The organism is Streptomyces sp. DSM 40750 (genome assembly GCF_024612035.1).
Lineage (GTDB): Bacteria > Actinomycetota > Actinomycetes > Streptomycetales > Streptomycetaceae > Streptomyces.
On sequence record NZ_CP102513.1, the window covers coordinates 6,522,810 to 6,542,342 of the forward strand.

Sequence of the window (19,533 nt, forward strand, 5' to 3'; positions counted from 1 at the left end):
GCCTTGGACGGGGGCGAGGAACGGTGAATCGGGTGCGTGACGACGGGCTGCCGGGCGGCGGAGAGCCATGGGGACCTGGGCCTTGCGGGTGGTCTCTGATCGGGGGTGAGGCCGAATGAACGCCATGCCCGACGACGGGCTGTTGGACGGGGTCCGGCAGTGGCTCGTCGCGAGCGGGGCCGAGCCGACGCCCGCGCGCGTCGCGCAGGCGTTGCGGGAGCGGGGACGGGTGCTCGGGGACGCCGAGGTGCTCGGAGCGGCCGAGCGGCTGCGGTCGGAGTTGGTGGGGAGCGGGCCGTTGGAGCCGCTGCTCGCCGATCCGTCGGTCACCGATGTGCTGGTGTCGGCCCCGGACCGGGTGTGGGTGGACCGGGGCGGCGGCCTGGAGCTGACCGGGGTCTCCTTCCCGGACGCGGCGGCCGTACGACGGCTCGCGCAGCGCCTGGCGGCCGTCGCCGGACGCCGACTGGATGATGCCCGGCCGTGGGTGGACGCCCGGCTCCCGGACGGCACCCGACTCCACGCGGTGCTGCCACCGGTGGCCGTCGGCTCCACCTGCCTGTCCCTGCGGGTCGTACGGCCCCGGGCCTTCACCCTCGCCGAGCTGGCGTCGGCGGGCACGGTGCCGCCCGGCGGCGGCCGGGTCCTGCGGGCCCTGATCCGCTCCCGGTTGTCGTACGTCATCAGCGGCGGGACCGGGACCGGCAAGACCACGCTCCTGAGCGCGCTGCTCGGCCTGGTCGACCCCGGCGAGCGGATCGTGCTGGCCGAGGACTCGGCGGAGCTGCGGCCCGACCATCCGCATGTGGTGCGGCTGGAGGGCAGGCCGGCCAACCAGGAGGGCGTGGGCCTCGTCGAACTCCAGGACCTGGTCCGGCAGGCGCTGCGGATGCGCCCCGACCGGTTGGTGGTCGGTGAGGTACGGGGCCCCGAGGTCGTGTCCCTGCTGGCCGCGCTGAACACCGGCCACGAGGGTGGCTGCGGGACCTTGCACGCCAATGCCGCGGGACAGGTACCGGCCCGTCTGGAGGCCCTCGGCACGGCCGCGGGGCTCGACCGGGCGGCGCTGCACAGCCAGTTGGCGGCCGCGCTGTCGGTGATCCTGCACCTCGTGCGGGACCGGGACGGCCGGCGGCGGATCGCCGAGGTGCATGTGCTGGAGCGCGACGAGTCGGGGCTGGTGGTGACCGTGCCCGCGCTGCGCTGGGGCATGGAGGCGTTCGTGTACGAGCGGGGCTGGGAGCGGCTGCGGGGGTTGCTCCGGGATGGGCTGCACGGCCGGGGTGACGGGCTCCCGGAGCGGGTTGAGGACGGCGGCGAGGGGCTTCGGGACCGGCCTCCGGGAGGAGGGCCGGGCGAGTCGGGAGACAGGCGGCCGGTCGGGTCAGGGAACGGGCTGTCGGCCGGTCCTGGCGGCGGCCTGCTGGAAGGGAGTGAGCGGTGGTGACAGGGGTTGGAGAGATGTCGGTCGGGGTGGTGGCCGTGACGTGTGCTGGGGCGGCGGCCTGGATGTCGGGGGATGGGCGCGGGGCCGGGGTTCGGCGGGCGCGGTCGCTGTTGGCGGGCGGCGGGGCGGTGAGACCGCCGGCCTGGGAACGGGTGGTCGGCCGGGTACGTCGGCTGGGGGCGGAGTGGTGGGCGCCGGTGGCCGGGGTGGTGATCGCTGTGCTGGGGGCCTCGGTGCTGCCGGTTCTCGCGGGGGCGGCCGGGGTGCCGCTGCTGAGGAGGGTGCGGCGGGCGGCGGAGGAGCGCCGGGACCGGGAGCGGCGGGGCGATGCCGTGGTCGCGCTGTGTGCGGCGCTCGCCGGGGAGGTGCGGGCCGGGCGGCAGCCGGGTGAGGCGTTGGCGCGGGCCGCGCGGGACTCGGGCGGGCTGGGCGAAGCACAGGCCGTGGTGCTGGCGGCGGCCCGGTTCGGCGGGGACGTTCCGGGAGCGCTCGCCGACGCGGCCCGGCTGCCGGGTGCCGACGGGCTGCTGGGGCTCGCCGCGTGCTGGCGGGTGGCCGTGGACCGGGGCGCGGGCCTCGCGGCCGGGCTCGACCGCCTGGAGGGCGCCCTGCGCGCCGAGCGGGATCAGCGGGCCGACCTGCGCGCCCAGTCGGCCGGTGCCCGGTCGACGGCGGTGATGCTCGCCGTTCTCCCGGTACTGGGCCTCCTGCTGGGTACCGCGCTCGGTGCCGACCCGCTGCACGTCGTGCTGCACAGCACGGCCGGGCTGGGCTGTCTGATCGTCGGCGCGGCGCTGGAGGGCACCGGCCTGTGGTGGGCGTTGCGGATCGTGCGGGGAGCTGAGGCCGTGTGAGCGGGGAAGTTGTCCACAGGCTTGGGGTGGCCGTCTGCGTGGTCGTGGGACTGTGGTGGCCGGCCCGGTCGTTCGACACCGCGCGACGCGAACGGCGGCTGCGCGCCCGGCTGGCCACGGTGCTCGCCGCCGTGGCCGAGCCGCCCCGGCGGAGCCTCGTGCCACGAGGTGCCGTACGGCGATGGCTGCCCGTCGCCGGGGCGGTCTGTGCCGGGTGGGTGCTCGTCGGCGGCCTCTTGGGGCTGCTGCTGGGGCTGACTGCGGGAGTCGGGGTCTGGCAGTGGCTGCGGAGGGCGAGGGCGCGGTGCGCGGGCGGTGACCCGGCAGAGGCGTACGACGCCGCGGGAGCCGCACGCCAACTGCCGCTCGCCGCCGATCTGCTGGCCGCCTGCATCACGGCCGGGGCGAGCCCCGTGGTGGCCGCCCAGGCCGTGGGCGAGGCCCTGGGCGGGCCCGTGGGTGAGCGGCTGGCCAGAGGCGCGGCCGAGGCGCGGCTCGGGGGCGAACCGGCCGAGGCGTGGCGCGCGTTGGCCGCCCTTCCCGGGGCCGGCGCTCTGGCACGACTTCTGGAGCGCGCCGACGACTCCGGCGTACCGGCCGCCGCCCCGGTCGCCCGCCTCGCCGCCGAGGCCCGCGCCGAGTGGGGCCGCTCGGCGACGGAACGCGCCCGCCGGGCCGCCGTGATGGTCACCGCGCCGGTGGGGCTGTGCTTCCTGCCCGCCTTCATCGCGGTGGGGGTGCTGCCGGTGGTGATCGGGCTGGCGGACGGATTGCTGGGAGGGGGTGGGGGATGAGGGGGGATCTGAACGAGCGGTGAGCAGTGACGACCGGCGATGACCGGCAAGCAGCGATCAGTAGTCAACGGAACAGAACCTCACGGGGGTTGAGATGCACAAGGCAGTAGAGGCAGTAGAGGCGGTAGAGGCGGTAGAGGCAGCGAAGGCGGTACGGGAAGCGGTGCCGGTACGGGTGGTGCGTGCCGTGATGTGCCGGGTGCGGGCGGCGCGGAGGGACGCGGGGATGGTGACGTCCGAGTACGCGGTCGGGATCATCGCGGCGGTGGCCTTCGCCGCGGTGCTCTACAAGGTGGTGACCAGCGGGCAGGTCCAGGCGGAGCTGCAGCAGATCGTCGGGCGGGCCCTCAATGGCGGGAAGTGAGCCACGTCGGCGCCGCCGGGCCCTGGGAGGCGATCAAGGGTTCGTGACGGCCGAGGCGGCCATGGTCCTGCCCGTGATGGTGCTGTTCGCGACGGCGCTGGTGTGGGCCCTGTTCGCCGCCTGCGCACAGATCCAGGTTGTGGACGCCGCCCGGGCCGGGGCTCGGGCAGCAGCCCGGCAGGACCCGTCGGCCGCCGTCGTGGCGGCGGCCCGGAGGGCGGCGCCGGACGGGGCGGAGGTGAGCGTGGGCCGGGAGGGCGACTTCGTACGTGTCGTGGTCACGACCCGGGCGCCGGGGCCGGACGGGCTGGGCCTCGACCTCAGGCATGAGGCGGTGGCGCTGGCGGAGGAGACGGTTGGGGCGGCCACGACTGAGGGGGTGGGGATCGGGTGAGCCCGTTCTCGGAGTCTGGCCGACGGTCACGGGTCGCCCGCTGGGCCCGCTCAGCTCGCTGGACCGGCTCGGTCCGCTCAGCCCGCTGGGTCCGCTGGGTCCGCTGGGTCCGCTCGGTCCGCTCGGACAGGGGATCCGCGACCGTCTGGGCCGTGGGTGCGATCGCCGTGCTCTGTGCTGTGTTCGGTGCCGTTCTCGTTCTGGGGCAGGCCGTGGTGATTCGGCATCAGGCCTCCGCCACGGCTGACCTCGCGGCCCTCGCCGCCGCCGACCACTGGATGAGAGGCGCCGAGGGGGCCTGCGCCACGGCCGAACGAGTGGCACGGGCCCAGAGCGGCCGACTCGTGCACTGCGAGGTCGAGGGAGAGATCTCGGACGTCACGGCGGCCTCGGGCATGGGCCCACTCACCGCCGAGGCCAGGGCGAGAGCGGGCCCACCGGGTCCGGCAGCCCCGGCATCGGGCTAGAGAGTCCCGCAGGAGCGCCCCGAAAGGGGAGGCGGGGTACTGCGTGATCAGCCACACACGACCGGCTGTCGCCAGACCACAGCGGCCCCGAGTTCCATGGCGCCGGAACCGCCAAGTTCCAAGCCGCCTCCGAGCCCTTAAGGCACCAGGTTCTCCCGCGGAGCGTCCGGCGCGGCGCGCAAAAGCTCGGTCAGCAGCCGTACGGCCCCCCGCTTGTGCAACGGGTCGTTGCCGTTGCCGCACTTGGGGGACTGGATGCAGGACGGGCACCCGGCGTCGCACTCGCAGGAGGCGATCGCCTGGCGGGTGGCGGTGAGCCAGGCACGGGCGGTGTGGAAGGCGCGCTCGGCGAAGCCCGCGCCGCCGGGGTGGCCGTCGTAGACGAAGACGGTCGGCAGGAGCGTGTCTGGGTGGAGCGGGACGGAGACGCCGCCGATGTCCCAGCGGTCGCAGGTCGCGAAGAGGGGCAGCATGCCGATCGAGGCGTGCTCGGCGGCGTGCAGGGCGCCGCCGAGGATCTCGGGGTTGATCCGGGCCGCGTCCAGCTGGTCCTCGGTGACGGTCCACCAGACGGCGCGGGTGCGCAGCGTACGAGGAGGGAGGTCGAGTTTGGTCTCACCCAGCACTTCGCCGGTGATGAGGCGTCGACGGAGGAAGGAGACGACCTGGTTGGTGACTTCGACGGAGCCGTAGCACAACCGGCCGTCGCCCCAGGGGACTTCGGTGTCGGTCTCCAGGACGGAGATGGAGGTGGTGTCGCGGGCGACCGTCGAATAGGGCGGGTCGGCCTGTTCGACGAGGGCGACGGAGTCCTCCAGGTCCAGTTCGCGCACCAGATACGTACGGCCCTGGTGCAGATGGACCGCGCCCTCGTGGACGGTGGTGTGGGCGGCGCCGGCGTCGACTGTGCCGAGGAGTCGGCCCGTACCGGTCTCGACGACCTGGACGGGGCGGCCTCCCTGGCCCCGGATGTCGGTGAGGTCGGCGGCCCGTTCGCGGCGCGTCCAGTGCCAGGCCCTGGCCCGGCGGCGAAGCAGTTTCGCGGCCTCCAGCTGCGGCAGCAAATCCTCGCACGCCGGGCCGAACAGGTCGAGGTCCTCCTCCGTCAGGGGCAGTTCCGCGGCGGCCGCGCAGAGGTGCGGGGCGAGGACGTACGGGTTGTCGGGGTCGAGGACGGTCGATTCCACCGGTTGGTCGAACAGGGCCTCGGGGTGGTGGACCAGGAAGGTGTCCAGCGGGTCGTCACGGGCCACGAGGACGGCCAGGGCGCCTTGGCCGGAGCGTCCGGCGCGGCCGGCCTGCTGCCACAGGGAGGCGCGGGTGCCCGGGTAGCCGGCGATGAGGACGGCGTCCAGGCCGGAAATGTCGACGCCGAGTTCGAGGGCGGTGGTGGCGGCGAGGCCGAGGAGTTCGCCGGAGTGGAGGGCGCGTTCGAGGGCACGGCGTTCCTCGGGGAGGTAGCCGCCGCGGTAGGCAGCCACACGGCGGGCCAGGGAGCGGTCGACCTCGGCGAGGCGTTCCTGGGCGATCACCGAGATCAGCTCGGCGCCGCGCCGGGAGCGTACGAAGGCGACCGAACGCACATCTTGCAGGACCAGGTCGGTCAGAAGATCGGCTGTCTCGGCGGTCGCCGTACGCCGCACGGGCGCGCCCTTCTCGCCGTGGAGTTCCGTGAGCGGGGGCTCCCAGAGGGCGAACACCAGTTCACCCCGGGGTGAGGCGTCGTCCGCGACCTCGGTGACCGGAACGCCGGTGAGGCGGCCTGCTGCGGCCGAGGGCTCGGCGGCGGTCGCGGAGGCCAGCAGGAAGACGGGTTCGGCGCCGTAGCGGGCGCACAGACGGCGGAGGCGGCGCAGCACCTGGGCGACGTGGGAGCCGAAGACGCCGCGGTAGGTGTGGCACTCGTCGATGACCACGTACTTGAGGGCGCGCAGGAAGGAGGACCAGCGGGGGTGGGAGGGCAGGATCCCGCGGTGCAGCATGTCGGGGTTGGTGAGGACGTAATTGGCGTACTGGCGTACCCACTCGCGTTCTTCGACGGGCGTGTCGCCGTCGTACACGGCCGGGCGCACAGCGTTTCCGAGAGGTTGTGAAAGTTCCTTCACGGATCGGCACTGATCCGCCGCGAGGGCCTTGGTGGGGGCCAGGTAGAGGGTGGTCGCCCCGCGACCGTTGGGGGCCTCGGCGCCGTCCAGAAGGCGCGACAGGACCGGTACGAGGTAGGCCAGCGACTTGCCGGAGGCGGTGCCCGTGGCGACGACGACCGACTCGCCGTCCAACGCGTGCTCGGCGACGCGTGCCTGGTGGGCCCAGGGATGTTCGATTCCCGCGGCCTGCACGGCGGCGACGACTTCCGAGCGGATCCGGTCGGGCCAGACGGCATGGCGGCCCGCGCGCGGGGGCACATGCTCCGTATGAGTGATGCGCGAAGCCCGGCTCGGACCCGAGGCGAGCCGGTCCAGGACCGTGCCCGGCGAGGGGCTGGGGGCGGTGTCCGTCGAGGATCGATCGGATCGGTGATTCTTGGCCATCGGCATCGAGTGTGTCACCGGCGTGACGGACAATGGAGCCAAGGCGTCGTGCACGCCTGCCGGTAAGTGATTGAATGCCATCGCGGCTGGCGAACCGTCCCGGGGGCTTTCAAGCCGAGGTGTCCCGAGGGGCGAACGCTCGATAGCAAGGTGCTGGAGGATCCGTGGACCTGTCCCTGTCGACCCGTACCGTCGGCGATCGTACGGTCGTCGAGGTCGGTGGCGAAATCGACGTTTATACCGCGCCCAAGCTGCGTGAGCAGCTGGTCGAGCTGGTCAACGACGGGAGTTTCCACCTCGTCGTCGACATGGAGGGCGTCGACTTCCTCGACTCCACCGGGCTCGGCGTACTGGTGGGCGGCCTGAAGCGAGTACGGGCCCACGAGGGCTCGCTGCGCCTGGTGTGCAACCAGGAGCGGATTTTGAAGATCTTCCGCATCACCGGTCTGACCAAGGTGTTCCCGATTCACACCTCGGTCGACGAAGCGGTGGCGGCCACCGACTGATCATGCCTGCCCGGGCCTCGCGCCCGGGACGGCCTAGAGACAACGAGGGGGACCGGGCCTGCGAGCCCGGCCCTCCGACAGCACGCCCGTAGTTCCGAGGGGGATGCATGGCCACCGTTGAACTCCGCTTCAGCGCGCTGCCCGAGCACGTCCGGACCGCCCGACTGGTGGCGGCAGCGGTGGCGCGCAGGGCCGGAGTGGACGAGGCCGTCCTCGACGAGGTCAGGTTGGCCGTCGGCGAGGCGTGCACCCGTGCCGTCGGACTGCATCAGAGCAGTGGCATCTCGGCGCCGGTGCGGGTGTCGCTGATCGAGGAGGAGAAGCAGTTTTCCATCGAGGTCGGCGACGAGGCGCCGCACGCCGTCCCCGGTGACAAGTCATCGGGTGCCGGCGGCGACGCGGATGTCGACATCGAGGAGGACGACATGGGCCTTGCGGTCATCAGTGGCCTCGTCGACGACGTCGAGGTCTCGGCCGGGGAGAACGGCGGACTGATCCGCATGACCTGGCCGACGACGCTGCCGATCGCTGTTCTGCCCTGATCCTCTCAACTTCAAGTAGTACCGCGAGGGCCCTGCTGAGCAGGGCCCTTTGCATTTGTTCCGATCTCCGTTCATCAGAACAACGGAATTCGTGAAGGAATTCACGATCAATCGCACGATAATTTGATCAAGCGTCAATGCCTTTGAGGCGTTACTTCTTTCGAGTAATGTGGCTGGGTGCGGATCATTTGCTGAAGAGCATGTGAAGGCCAATTCCGTTTGCCGAGCACTGTTTTGATCAGGTTCCGCTCCCTACAATCCGTCCACATCTTGAGCTCAGCCCAAGCGTCAAGGAGGACGAATGGCGGGGCTTTCTACCCCTCAAAGGTTTGACCACACCACGAACTTCGCAGCCGCGGTACTGACGGACGACAACCGGATCATCGTCATGGTGATCGGTGTCGTGGCGTTGGCCGCGCTTGCCGTGGCGGGTGTCCTGGTGCGCCAGGTGCTCGCGGCGGGCGAGGGCACCGACAGCATGAAGAAGATCGCGACGGCGATCCAGGAAGGCGCGAACGCCTATCTGGCACGGCAGTTGCGCACGCTCGGCGTATTCGCCGTCGTCGTGTTCTTCCTGCTCATGCTGCTGCCCGCGGACGACTGGAATCAGCGCGCCGGACGATCGGTGTTCTTCTTGATCGGCGCGGCGTTCTCGGCGGCCACCGGTTATATCGGTATGTGGCTCGCCGTGCGCAGCAATGTGCGCGTCGCCGCAGCGGCCAGGGAAGCGACTCCGGCACCTGGAGAGCCGGAAAAAGATCTCACCGCCGTCTCGCACAAGGCGATGAAGATCGCATTTCGCACGGGCGGCGTCGTCGGCATGTTCACGGTGGGGCTCGGCCTCCTCGGCGCGTCCTGCGTGGTCCTCGTGTACGCGGCCGACGCGCCGAAGGTGCTGGAGGGCTTCGGACTCGGGGCCGCGCTCATCGCCATGTTCATGCGTGTCGGTGGCGGCATCTTCACCAAGGCCGCCGACGTCGGCGCCGACCTTGTCGGCAAGGTCGAGCAGGGCATTCCGGAGGACGACCCGCGTAATGCCGCGACCATCGCCGACAACGTGGGCGACAACGTCGGCGACTGCGCGGGCATGGCGGCCGACCTCTTCGAGTCCTACGCCGTGACGCTCGTCGCCGCGCTGATCCTCGGCAAGGCGGCGTTCGGCGACGCGGGGCTCGCGTTCCCGCTGATCGTGCCCGCGATCGGCGTACTCACCGCGATGATCGGCATCTTCGCGGTGGCACCCCGCCGCAGCGACCGCAGCGGAATGTCCGCCATCAACCGCGGCTTCTTCATCTCCGCGGTGATCTCGCTGGTGCTCGTCGCCATCGCCGTCTACGCCTACCTGCCGTCGTCGTACGCCGGCCTCGACGGAGTCACGGACACGGCGATCCAGGGCCACGGCGGCGATCCGCGGGTCCTCGCGGTCGTCGCGGTGGCCATCGGCATCGTGCTGGCCGCGCTGATCCAGCAGCTGACCGGCTACTTCACCGAGACCAGCCGACGCCCCGTACGGGACATCGGCAAGAGCTCGCTCACCGGCGCGGCCACCGTCGTCCTCGCCGGTATCTCCATCGGTCTCGAATCGGCCGTCTACACCGCCCTGTTGATCGGCCTCGGCGTGTACGGGGCGTTCCTGCTCGGCGGTACGTCGATCATGCTCGCCCTGTTCGCGGTGGCGCTCGCCGGGACCGGGCTGCTCACCACGGTCGGCGTCATCGTCGCCATGGACACCTTCGGGCCGGTCTCCGACAACGCGCAGGGCATCGCCGAGATGTCCGGTGACGTCGAGGGTGCGGGCGCGCAGGTGCTCACCGACCTGGACGCCGTCGGCAACACCACCAAGGCCATCACCAAGGGCATCGCCATCGCCACGGCCGTACTCGCGGCCGCCGCGCTCTTCGGCTCGTACCGCGACGCGATCCTCACGGCCGCGAACGACGTCGGAGAGAAGGTCTCCGGCGAAGGCGCACCGATGAACCTGATGATGGACATCTCGCAGCCCAACAACCTCGTCGGGCTCATCGCGGGCGCCGCGGTCGTCTTCCTCTTCTCGGGGCTGGCGATCAACGCGGTCGCGCGGTCTGCGGGCGCGGTGGTCTACGAGGTGCGGCGGCAGTTCCGCGAGCACCCGGGGATCATGGACTACAGCGAGAAGCCCGAGTACGGCCGGGTCGTCGACATCTGCACCAAGGACGCCCTGCGGGAGCTGGCCACGCCCGGTCTGCTCGCCGTCATGGCGCCCATCGCGATCGGGTTCACGCTCGGGGTCGGCGCGCTCGGCTCGTATCTCGCCGGTGCGATCGGCACCGGGACGCTGATGGCGGTGTTCCTCGCCAACTCCGGTGGCGCGTGGGACAACGCCAAGAAGCTCGTCGAGGACGGTCATCACGGTGGCAAGGGCAGCGAGGCCCATGCCGCGACCGTCATCGGTGACACGGTGGGCGACCCGTTCAAGGACACCGCGGGACCGGCCATCAACCCGCTGCTGAAGGTGATGAACCTCGTTGCGCTGCTCATCGCGCCCGCGGTCGTCCAGTTCAGCTACGGCGAGGACAAAAGCGTCGGGTTGCGCGTCGCGATCGCCGTGGCCTCGATCGCCGTGATCGTCGGGGCGGTGTACGTGTCCAAGCGGCGCGGGATCGCCGTGGGTGACGAAGGCAACTCCGAGCGGGTGACCAAGTCGGCGGATCCTGCGGTGGTTTCGTAGGCGCCCTGGGATCGGCCTTACGAGGTCCCAGTTCAAGGGGCGGGCGGGCGGCGCGTGTTGACGTGCCGACCGCCCGCCCTTGTGTGTGCCGACGGACACCGTGAGCCTTCTCTCTCTTGGTGCAAAAGGTTATAAAAGGTGCACGTGGGGTGCTCGGCACACAGGTGTCGCCCATCTGGCGTGTATGTTCCGGGGCCGAGAGCCACGGAAGGGACCAATCCGGTGAACAAGAAGCTCGCGGCCGCACTGTCCGGCGGTGCGGTACTGGTACTGGCGCTGTCCGGCTGCAGCGGCGACGACGAGACGAACGACAAGCTGAACTCCTGGGCCAAGGAGGTCTGCGACTCCGTGCAGCCGCAGATCAAGAAGATCGCGGCGGCCAACGCCTCGATCCAGAAGGAGACCTCGGACGACAGCGCACCGGCGGACGTGCAGAAGGCCGACTCCCAGGGCTTCCAGGACATCTCCGACGCGTACAAGGCGATGGCGACGGCCATCCAGCAGGCCGGCGCGCCGGATGTCGAGGACGGCGAGAAGAAGCAGAAGGCCGCGGTTGCCGAGCTGAACCAGCTTTCGACGGCGTATGGCGAGCTGAAGAAGAAGTCGGATGCGCTGAACACGAAGGACCAGGCGAAGTTCGCGGACGGGCTCGAAGGGGTTGCCACCGAGCTGGAGAAGCTGAGCAAGACCGGGAGTGACGCGCTGAAGGAGCTGGAGAAGGGGGAGGTGGGACAGGCGATGGCTCAGCAGAAGAGCTGCAAGTCCGCGACCACCTCCGGTTCGGCGTCGGCACCGGCTTCGGCTACGAAGAGCTGAGCGGGGCGTGCTGGGACGTGGGCTGACTGGAGTGGGTTGACCGGGCCGGGGGCGGCTGGTCGCCCGGCGGTCGGTGCTGGGCGGGGTGGGTTCCACTGCTCGGCGCTACGAGGTGCCGCTGCGCCCACCCTCCTCCACTCTCGGCCTTGCGCGAGCGGGAGGTGCCCCCGTCGCCCCAGCGCCACGATTGCCCGCAGCCGGGTCGGGCCAGGACAGCAGCTCGCGGCGCGATTGTCGGCAGCTGCCTGAGGCTGCCGTGATGGAACCCGGTTGTGTCGGTCGGCGCGGCTACGCTGAGCGGTGTGAGTGACTCCAGGTTGTCTTCTCTGCCCTCTGTTGACCGGTCCGATGTCGCTGCTCGGCTGCGTGATGCGCTGCTGGGCGCGGACTTCACCGCCGATGGGCTTCTCGAGCTGCTCGGCGCCTCCGCGTACGCGGCCTTGGCGCGGAGTGAGGTTGTGCCGGCGCTCAGGGCGACACGGGGGGAGACGGCGCTGGAGGCGCTGGTGCGGCTGTTCCTGCTGCAACAGCCGGTCGCACGCGCGCGCGTGGAGGGCGTGCTGCCCGTCGACGCGTGCCTGGAGAGCGGGTGGCTGGTCCGCGTCGGTGAGGCCGGCGACGAGGTCGCCGCAGCCGTCGACGTGCGGCCGTACGGCGGCCCCGGTGGCGAGGACTGGTTCATCGTGTCCGACCTGGGGTGTGCGGTCGGCGGGGCCGGGGGGATCGGGAGCCAGGACGAAGGCGTCGTGCTGGGGGTCGGCGGGGCCTCCACGACGCTCGCCGGTATCACCGTACGCACGCCCGTCGCCTCCGCCCTCGACCTCGGCACCGGCTCCGGGATCCAGGCGCTGCACGCCGCACAGCACGCCACGCGCGTGACGGCGACCGACCTCAACCCGCGTGCGCTGCACATCACGGCGCTCACGCTGGCACTCTCCGGGGCGCCGGCGGCCGAACTGCGTCAGGGCTCGCTCTTCGAGCCGGTGGCGGACGACGAGACGTACGACCTCATCGTGTCCAATCCGCCGTTCGTGATCTCGCCCGGTGCGCGGCTGACGTACCGCGACGGCGGGATGGGCGGGGACGATCTGTGCCGCACGCTCGTTTCGCAGGCGGGGGAGCGGCTGAACGAGGGCGGGTTCGCGCATTTCCTCGCCAACTGGCAGCACGTGGAGGGGGAGGACTGGCAGGAGCGGCTCCGGTCGTGGGTGCCACGCGGGTGCGACGCGTGGATCGTGCAGCGGGAGGTCCAGGACGTCACGCAGTACGCGGAGTTGTGGCTGCGGGACGCGGGCGACCACCGCGGTGACGTGGCCGAGTACCGGGCGCGGTACGACGCGTGGCTCGACGAGTTCGAGGCGCGGAAGGTGAAGGGCGTCGGGTTCGGCTGGATCACGCTGCGGAAGTCGGCCGCCGCGGCCGCCGCGCCCTCGATCACCATCGAGGAGTGGCCGCATCCGGTCGAACAGCCGCTCGGCGACACCGTACGGCAGCACTTCGGGCGCCTCGACTATCTGCGGACGAACGACGACGCGGCGCTCCTCGCCGCGCACTTCCGGCTCACCGCCGAGGTCGTCCAGGAGCAGGTCGGGCTGCCCGGCGCCGAGGACCCCGAGCATGTGGTGCTGCGTCAGAACCGGGGCATGCGCCGGGCCACGAAGGTGGACACGGTCGGCGCGGGGTTCGCCGGTGTGTGCGATGGCACGCTCAGCGCGGGGCGGATTCTGGACGCCATCGCCCAACTCGTCGGCGAGGACCCGGTGGCGCTGCGCGACCGTACACCGGTGCAGATCCGGCTACTCGTCGAACAGGGGTTCCTCGAACCGGCTCCGTGAGCCGCCGGTAGCGACGGGAAGGGCCCACACCGGCGAGAGGGGTCCGGCGGGGCTTCCCGTACCCGGTGACGATTTCCGTACCGTCCGGTGACGGTATTGGTGCCCCGCCCGACGCCCGTCGCCGTGGCGTGTGGGGCCCATTCATGCCCCTGAGTCTCATGTGCCCCCTCTGCCTGGATTGGTCAGTAAAAGGGCTCCTGTCAGTGGTGCGTGCGAAGCTATTTTCAAGAGACGGGTTCGACGTGTCCTCGGGGGAGGCACGCGCTGTCTCTGGGGGATCGGGGGATCGCGATGGCGGGGGATACGCCGGAGCAGGGCCAGGGAAGGATCATCAACAACCGGTACCGACTGCTGCGCACCCTGGGCGCGGGCGGCATGGGCCGGGTCTGGCTCGCGTACGACGAGGAGTTGGCCTGCGAGGTCTCCATGAAGGAGATCTCCCTGCCCGACGTCCCGATGGACGCGACCGAGCCCGCCCAGCGCATCGCCCGGGCCCGCAGCGAGGCCCGGCACGCCGCGCGCCTGCGTGGACATCCGCATGTGGCGACGGTCCATGACGTGGTGCTGCACGAGGGCCTGCCGTGGATCGTCATGGAGTATGTGCCGGACGCGATCGACCTTCAGGCGGTCGTACGGCAGCGGGGGCCGCTCTCGCCCGAGCAGGCCGCCCGGATCGGGCTCGCCGTCCTCGACGCGCTCACGGCGGGGCACCGGATCGGCATACTCCACCGGGATGTGAAACCGGCCAACATCCTGCTGGCGGCCGACGCCTCGGGCGACCCGTACGCCCGCGTGCTGCTGACCGACTACGGCATCGCGCTCCAGCCGGAGTCCCGCGAGCCCCGGCTCACCGCCACCGCCGGCATCCTCGGCACCCCCGGGTATCTGGCACCCGAGCGCGCGCGGGGCGAGCCGCCGACACCGGCAGCCGACATGTTCTCCCTCGGCGCCACGCTGTACGCGGCGGTCGAGGGCCGCGGCCCCTTCGACCGGCACGGAGAGTACGCCACGCTCACAGCTCTGCTCGGCGAGGAGCCGACACCGCCCGCCCGCGCCGGTGAACTGGCCCCCGTCCTGCACGGATTGCTCATCAAGGACCCGGTGCGCCGGCTGTCGCCGGAGGCGGTGGCGCGCGGCCTGGAGCGGGTCGCGGACGCGGGCGGCGCATCGGCACCGCCGGGCTGGGGAGCCACCCCCGCGTCGGCACCCGAGGGCTTCGGACCGGCTCCCGGGAATCCCGGCACTCCCGGTACGCCCGGCGGCCATGCGACCGCCGGTGCGCCTCCGGGATACGTGGCGGGCACACCGCCCGGGTATGTGGCCGCCGGGCAGCACGGCCTCGGGGGCACGCCGAACACGCCGGGCGCACCTCACACGCCGTACACGCCGCAGACCCCGGGGGCCCCGCACCCACCGGGAGGGCCCCAGTCGCCGAACACCCCGGCTGGTGGTCCGCCCACCCCGGGCGCGGGTCCGGCCACCCCGGCCGGGACGCCTGGTGGCCATTCGCCGTACAACCACTGGCAGCAGGGGCAGCAGCCCCGCGGCCCGTACGACGGCTACAACCCGTACGGGGGAGGCCAGTCCCCGCCCTACGGGAGCCCGGCGGGTGGTCAGGGCACACCCTATGGGGGCACTCCGGGCAGCCATGCCACGCCGTACGGGGGCAACGGCGGCGGCCAGTCGCCGCCGTACGCGGGCAGTCCGTCGACGCCGTACGGGGGCGGGGCCGGCCAACCGCCGGGGAACGCGGGGTTTCCGACCATCACGGCCGGTGGTCCGCCGCCGGGTGGGGTGAAGCGGAAGATGCCCGCGGCGGCGATCGTCGCCGTCGTGGTCGCCGTGCTGCTGGTGGCGGGCGGCGGGACGTGGGCGGTGGTCAACGTACTGCCTCCCGACCCCGATCCGACTTCGTCGCCTTCGAATTCCCCGTTCGAGTCGCCGCAGTCGGAGTACCCGTACGGCGAGCAGGCGGCCCTCAAACGGCCGCTGGAGGTGGGGGACTGCGTCAAGGCGGTGTGGACGGGGACGGCGTTCAAGTCGGTGCCCGACCTCGGTGTGGTGGACTGCGACGAGGACTGGCCGGACGGCCAGGTCGTGGCGATAGAGACCGCGTCGGACTACGCGGACGCCAAGGCCGGCGGCGCGCAGCGGTGCGGCAGCCAGGCTGATTCGATGGCCGAGGCACTGCCCGACGCGGGGGTCTACGCGCTCGTGCCGACGAAGGACGGCTTCACCGCGGCCAAGGGCGGCACGGCATGTCTCGTACTCGGCAAGCACGTCCCGATCGGCGGCGAGGTGGGCCGGCTCCGTGACGGGGGCATGAATCTGTGGCCCACGCAGATGGCTGTCGGCGACTGCTGGGACTACACCACCAGGGAGGACGAGGGGTACGACGCACCGCTGACCGACTGTGCCGAAGCGCACACCGATCAGGTGGTCGGATCGGTCCAGGCCCCGGAGAGCATGACGTTCCAGGGCGCCCTCGACGAAGGGGGCAAACTGTGCACCAACAGGTTCGAGTCGACTTGGGCACCTGGCGCTGACCTGATCGTGTCGGGCTGGGTGTCCGACGAGACCGAGTGGAAGAAGGGCTTCAACAAGGTGGTGTGCACGGTGCGCAACGCCGACGTGTCGAGGACGACCGGGAAGATACCCACGCCCGGCTCCGTCTGAGGGCCCGGACGCCTGGCGTTCACCTTGGGTTCGCGCACCCGCTTCCCGTCCGTGCCAGCCTCCCGTCCCGGGATACCGAGGGGTTGGAAGGACGGGACATGGAGAGCGGACCGGCGATCTTCGTGGGTGTGGTGTTCACCCTGTTCGGAGGCGGGCTGCTGCTGTGGACCGCGACCCGGCTGCGCCAGGGCCAGCCGGTCGCCCACGGGGTGCACCCCGTGACATCGGCGACACTCGCGAGCGTCGTGGCGATCACCGCCCTCGTGCTCGGCGCATGGTGCTTCACCCGTATCTGAGCGGGCACCGGGAACCTCTGCGGGGAGCGTGCAGGGTAACTGAAAGGTGACCCTCCGCATCGGCCCGAACGGATCGATGAACACGCCGGGCGGCAGGAATGGCGGTAGTCGGGTTACCGTTCGAGTGGCCGTTGTGGGCTTTTCCCGTTTGACACGGGGGCGGGATGTACCGTCACACTCCGCAGCGTCAGCATGACCCCGACCCCCGGGCCGAACGCCGAGCCCCGTGCGAGGCACCGGCCTCAGGGGGTGCCCGCCCCGGGACGCAAGCCTGGGGAGACCCAGCGTCGACCGGAGAGAAGAGCGAAGTTGTCCCCGACCAGCGAGACCGCGAAGGGCGGCCGCCGACTCGTCATTGTCGAGTCGCCTGCCAAGGCGAAGACGATCAAGGGCTATCTCGGCCCCGGCTACATCGTCGAGGCGAGCGTGGGGCACATCCGCGACCTTCCCAACGGCGCCGCGGAGGTGCCCGAGCAGTACACCGGCGAGGTGCGCCGCCTCGGCGTGGACGTCGAGCATGACTTCGCGCCCATCTACGTGGTCAACGCGGACAAGAAGGCCCAGGTCAGGAAGCTCAAGGATCTGCTGAAGGAGTCCGACGAGCTCTTCCTCGCCACCGATGAGGACCGCGAGGGCGAGGCCATCGCGTGGCACCTCCAGGAGGTCCTGAAGCCCAAGGTCCCGGTCAAGCGGATGGTCTTCCACGAGATCACCAAGGCCGCGATCCAGGCCGCCGTCGCCAACCCGCGCGAGCTGAACCAGAAGCTGGTCGACGCCCAGGAGACCCGCCGCATCCTCGACCGCCTCTACGGCTACGAGGTCTCGCCGGTCCTGTGGAAGAAGGTCATGCCGCGCCTGTCGGCGGGCCGTGTCCAGTCGGTCGCGACCCGGCTCGTGGTGGAGCGGGAGCGCGAGCGGATCGCCTTCCGTTCGGCCGAGTACTGGGACCTGACCGGCACCTTCTCGACCGGCCGCGCCGGTGACGCGTCCGACCCGTCGTCCCTGGTCGCCCGCCTGCACTCCGTCGACGGCCGCCGTGTCGCCCAGGGCCGTGACTTCGACTCGCTCGGGCAGCTGAAGGGCGCGAACGTCCTGCACGTGGACGAGGCGAACGCCCGCGCGCTGGCCGCCGCTCTGGAGAACACCCGGTTCGCGGTCCGGTCTGTCGAGTCCAAGCCGTACCGGCGCTCGCCGTACGCCCCGTTCCGTACGACGACCCTCCAGCAGGAGGCGTCGCGCAAGCTGGGCTTCGGGGCCAAGGCGACGATGCAGGTGGCGCAGAAGCTGTACGAGAACGGCTTCATCACCTATATGCGTACGGACTCCACTACGCTCAGCGACACCGCCGTGTCCGCCGCCCGCGCCCAGGTCACGCAGCTGTACGGCGCCGACTACCTGCCGGCGCAGCCGCGTACGTACGCCGGGAAGGTCAAGAACGCGCAGGAGGCGCACGAGGCGATCCGACCCTCGGGTGATCGTTTCCGCACGCCCGCCGAGACCGGTCTGACCGGCGACCAGTTCAAGCTCTACGAGCTGATCTGGAAGCGCACGGTCGCCTCCCAGATGAAGGACGCGACGGGCAACAGCGTCACGGTGAAGATCGGTGGCACCGCCGCCGACGGCCGGGACGCCGAGTTCAGCGCCTCCGGCAAGACGATCACCTTCCACGGCTTCCTCAAGGCCTACGTCGAGGGCGCCGACGACCCGAACGCCGAGCTGGACGACCGCGAGCGCCGACTGCCGCAGGTCAACGAGGGTGACGCGCTCTCCGCCGAGGAGATCACGGTTGACGGGCACGCCACCAAGCCCCCGGCCCGCTACACCGAGGCGTCGCTGGTCAAGGAGCTCGAAGAGCGCGAGATCGGCCGCCCGTCGACGTACGCGTCGATCATCGGGACGATTCTCGACCGGGGGTATGTGTTCAAGAAGGGCACGGCCCTGGTGCCGTCCTTCCTGAGCTTCGCCGTGGTCAACCTGCTCGAGAAGCACTTCGGGCGGCTCGTCGACTACGACTTCACCGCCAAGATGGAGGACGACCTCGACCGCATCGCGCGCGGCGAGGCCCAGGCGGTGCCGTGGCTGAAGCGGTTCTACTTCGGCGAGAGCACCGGTGCGAACGGCACGGCGGCCGAGGCCGGCAACGGTGACGGGGATCACCTCGGCGGGCTGAAGGAGCTGGTGACCGACCTGGGCGCGATCGACGCGCGCGAGGTCTCGTCATTCCCCGTCGGCAACGGCATCGTGCTCCGCGTCGGGCGCTACGGCCCGTACGTCGAGCGGGGCGAGAAGGACGCCGAGGGCCATCAGCGGGCGGACGTGCCCGAGGACCTGGCCCCGGACGAGCTGTCCGTCGAGTACGCGGAGGAACTGCTCGCCAAACCGAGCGGTGACTTCGAGCTCGGTACCGACCCGGCGACGGGCCACCAGATCATCGCCCGGGACGGCCGCTACGGCCCGTACGTCACCGAGGTGCTCCCCGAGGGCACTCCGAAGACCGGCAAGAACGCGGTCAAGCCGCGTACGGCCTCGCTGTTCAAGTCGATGTCGCTGGACACGGTGACGCTGGCCGACGCGCTGAAGCTGATGTCCCTGCCGCGGGTCGTCGGCGCCGACGCCGAGGGCCAGGAGATCACCGCGCAGAACGGGCGGTACGGGCCGTACCTGAAGAAGGGCACGGACTCGCGATCGCTGCAGTCCGAGGACCAGCTCTTCACGATCACCCTCGAAGAGGCGCTGGCGATCTACGCCCAGCCCAAGCAGCGCGGGCGGGCCGCCGCCAAGCCGCCGCTGAAGGAGCTGGGGGAGGACCCGGTCAGCGGGAAGCCGGTCGTGGTGAAGGACGGCCGCTTCGGTCCGTACGTCACCGACGGCGAGACCAACGCGACCCTGCGGTCCGAGGACAGCGTGGAGACGATCACGCCCGAGCGCGGGTTCGAACTGCTCGTGGAGAAGCGGGCGAAGGCTCCCGCCAAGAAGACGGCGAAGAAGGCGCCCGCGAAGAAGACGGCGACCAAGGCCGCCGCGGCGAAGAAGGCGGCGCCGGCCAAGAAGACTGCCGCCAAGAAGACGGCGACTTCGAAGACTGCTGCGGCCAAGAAGGCGGCTCCTGCGAAGAAGGTGGCTGCGAAGAAGGCTGCGGCGTCTGGGGAACCGGACGCCTAGAAGCTCGGGGGTGCGGGTGGATCGGCGACCGCGGGTTGGATGTGGCTGGTCGTGCGGTTCCCCGCGCCCCTAAGGGCGCGCATGTGCTGAGCGGTGGCCGGAATCTTCACCTCTGCTCCGCTGAATGTGCATGTTTTGTGCG

15 protein-coding genes are annotated in these 19,533 nt (G+C 71.2%); 14 read left to right on the forward strand and 1 reads right to left on the reverse strand.

Going from position 1 to position 19,533, the window contains the following annotated elements:
- The first annotated feature begins 115 nt into the window (after window positions 1-115).
- From JIX55_RS29120 to JIX55_RS29145, 6 genes are all read left to right on the forward strand, one after another.
- On the forward strand, window positions 116-1,447 hold the full coding sequence (locus JIX55_RS29120; RefSeq protein WP_257566221.1) for a TadA family conjugal transfer-associated ATPase: 1,332 nt from the start codon (window positions 116-118) through the stop codon (window positions 1,445-1,447).
- Window positions 1,441-2,301: a type II secretion system F family protein gene (locus tag JIX55_RS29125; RefSeq protein WP_257566222.1), complete on the forward strand. Its 861-nt coding sequence runs from the start codon at window positions 1,441-1,443 to the stop codon at window positions 2,299-2,301. The genes JIX55_RS29120 and JIX55_RS29125 overlap by 7 nt, the downstream gene beginning before the upstream one ends.
- On the forward strand, window positions 2,298-3,095 hold the full coding sequence (locus JIX55_RS29130; protein ID WP_257566223.1) for a type II secretion system F family protein: 798 nt from the start codon (window positions 2,298-2,300) through the stop codon (window positions 3,093-3,095). Before JIX55_RS29125 ends, JIX55_RS29130 begins: the two co-directional genes overlap by 4 nt.
- Window positions 3,096-3,285: 190 nt before the next feature.
- On the forward strand, window positions 3,286-3,459 hold the full coding sequence (locus JIX55_RS29135) for a DUF4244 domain-containing protein (protein WP_257550982.1): 174 nt from the start codon (window positions 3,286-3,288) through the stop codon (window positions 3,457-3,459).
- On the forward strand, window positions 3,446-3,853 hold the full coding sequence (locus tag JIX55_RS29140) for a TadE family type IV pilus minor pilin (protein ID WP_257566224.1): 408 nt from the start codon (window positions 3,446-3,448) through the stop codon (window positions 3,851-3,853). The genes JIX55_RS29135 and JIX55_RS29140 overlap by 14 nt, the downstream gene beginning before the upstream one ends.
- Window positions 3,850-4,320 (forward strand): Rv3654c family TadE-like protein, encoded by a 471-nt coding sequence (locus JIX55_RS29145; RefSeq protein ID WP_443046552.1) that lies wholly within the window; start codon window positions 3,850-3,852, stop codon window positions 4,318-4,320. The genes JIX55_RS29140 and JIX55_RS29145 overlap by 4 nt, the downstream gene beginning before the upstream one ends.
- A 137-nt stretch (window positions 4,321-4,457) precedes the next feature.
- Here the strand turns inward: JIX55_RS29145 and JIX55_RS29150 are convergent, their stop codons facing one another.
- The gene (locus JIX55_RS29150; RefSeq protein WP_257566226.1) at window positions 4,458-6,932 is read right to left on the reverse strand and encodes a DEAD/DEAH box helicase; all 2,475 of its coding nucleotides are present in this window, start codon (window positions 6,930-6,932) and stop codon (window positions 4,458-4,460) included.
- Window positions 6,933-7,015: 83 nt separating this feature from the next.
- Here JIX55_RS29150 and bldG point away from each other — a divergent pair, with 83 nt between their 5' ends.
- The 8 genes from bldG (at window position 7,016) to topA (ending at window position 19,391) form a co-directional block, all read left to right on the forward strand.
- Entirely contained in the window at window positions 7,016-7,357 is a 342-nt protein-coding gene (gene bldG / locus JIX55_RS29155) for an anti-sigma factor antagonist BldG (RefSeq protein ID WP_005475923.1), read from the forward strand.
- A 107-nt stretch (window positions 7,358-7,464) separates the two neighbouring features.
- Window positions 7,465-7,899 carry an ATP-binding protein gene (locus JIX55_RS29160; RefSeq protein WP_257566227.1) on the forward strand — a complete coding sequence of 145 codons (435 nt, stop codon included), beginning with the start codon at window positions 7,465-7,467 and terminating at the stop codon, window positions 7,897-7,899.
- 301 nt (window positions 7,900-8,200) lie between these two features.
- The gene (locus tag JIX55_RS29165) at window positions 8,201-10,606 is read left to right on the forward strand and encodes a sodium-translocating pyrophosphatase (protein ID WP_257566228.1); all 2,406 of its coding nucleotides are present in this window, start codon (window positions 8,201-8,203) and stop codon (window positions 10,604-10,606) included.
- A 222-nt stretch (window positions 10,607-10,828) separates the two neighbouring features.
- Complete coding sequence (locus JIX55_RS29170; protein WP_257566229.1) at window positions 10,829-11,422, forward strand: small secreted protein; 594 nt, start codon at window positions 10,829-10,831, stop codon at window positions 11,420-11,422.
- Window positions 11,423-11,724: 302 nt separating this feature from the next.
- On the forward strand, window positions 11,725-13,257 hold the full coding sequence (locus JIX55_RS29175) for a class I SAM-dependent methyltransferase (RefSeq protein WP_257566230.1): 1,533 nt from the start codon (window positions 11,725-11,727) through the stop codon (window positions 13,255-13,257).
- 291 nt (window positions 13,258-13,548) lie between these two features.
- Window positions 13,549-15,933 carry a serine/threonine-protein kinase gene (locus tag JIX55_RS29180; RefSeq protein WP_257566231.1) on the forward strand — a complete coding sequence of 795 codons (2,385 nt, stop codon included), beginning with the start codon at window positions 13,549-13,551 and terminating at the stop codon, window positions 15,931-15,933.
- 98 nt (window positions 15,934-16,031) lie between these two features.
- The gene (locus tag JIX55_RS29185; protein WP_257566232.1) at window positions 16,032-16,229 is read left to right on the forward strand and encodes a hypothetical protein; all 198 of its coding nucleotides are present in this window, start codon (window positions 16,032-16,034) and stop codon (window positions 16,227-16,229) included.
- A 309-nt stretch (window positions 16,230-16,538) separates the two neighbouring features.
- Window positions 16,539-19,391 carry a type I DNA topoisomerase gene (gene topA, locus JIX55_RS29190; RefSeq protein WP_257566233.1) on the forward strand — a complete coding sequence of 951 codons (2,853 nt, stop codon included), beginning with the start codon at window positions 16,539-16,541 and terminating at the stop codon, window positions 19,389-19,391.
- The last annotated feature ends 142 nt before the right edge of the window (window positions 19,392-19,533 follow it).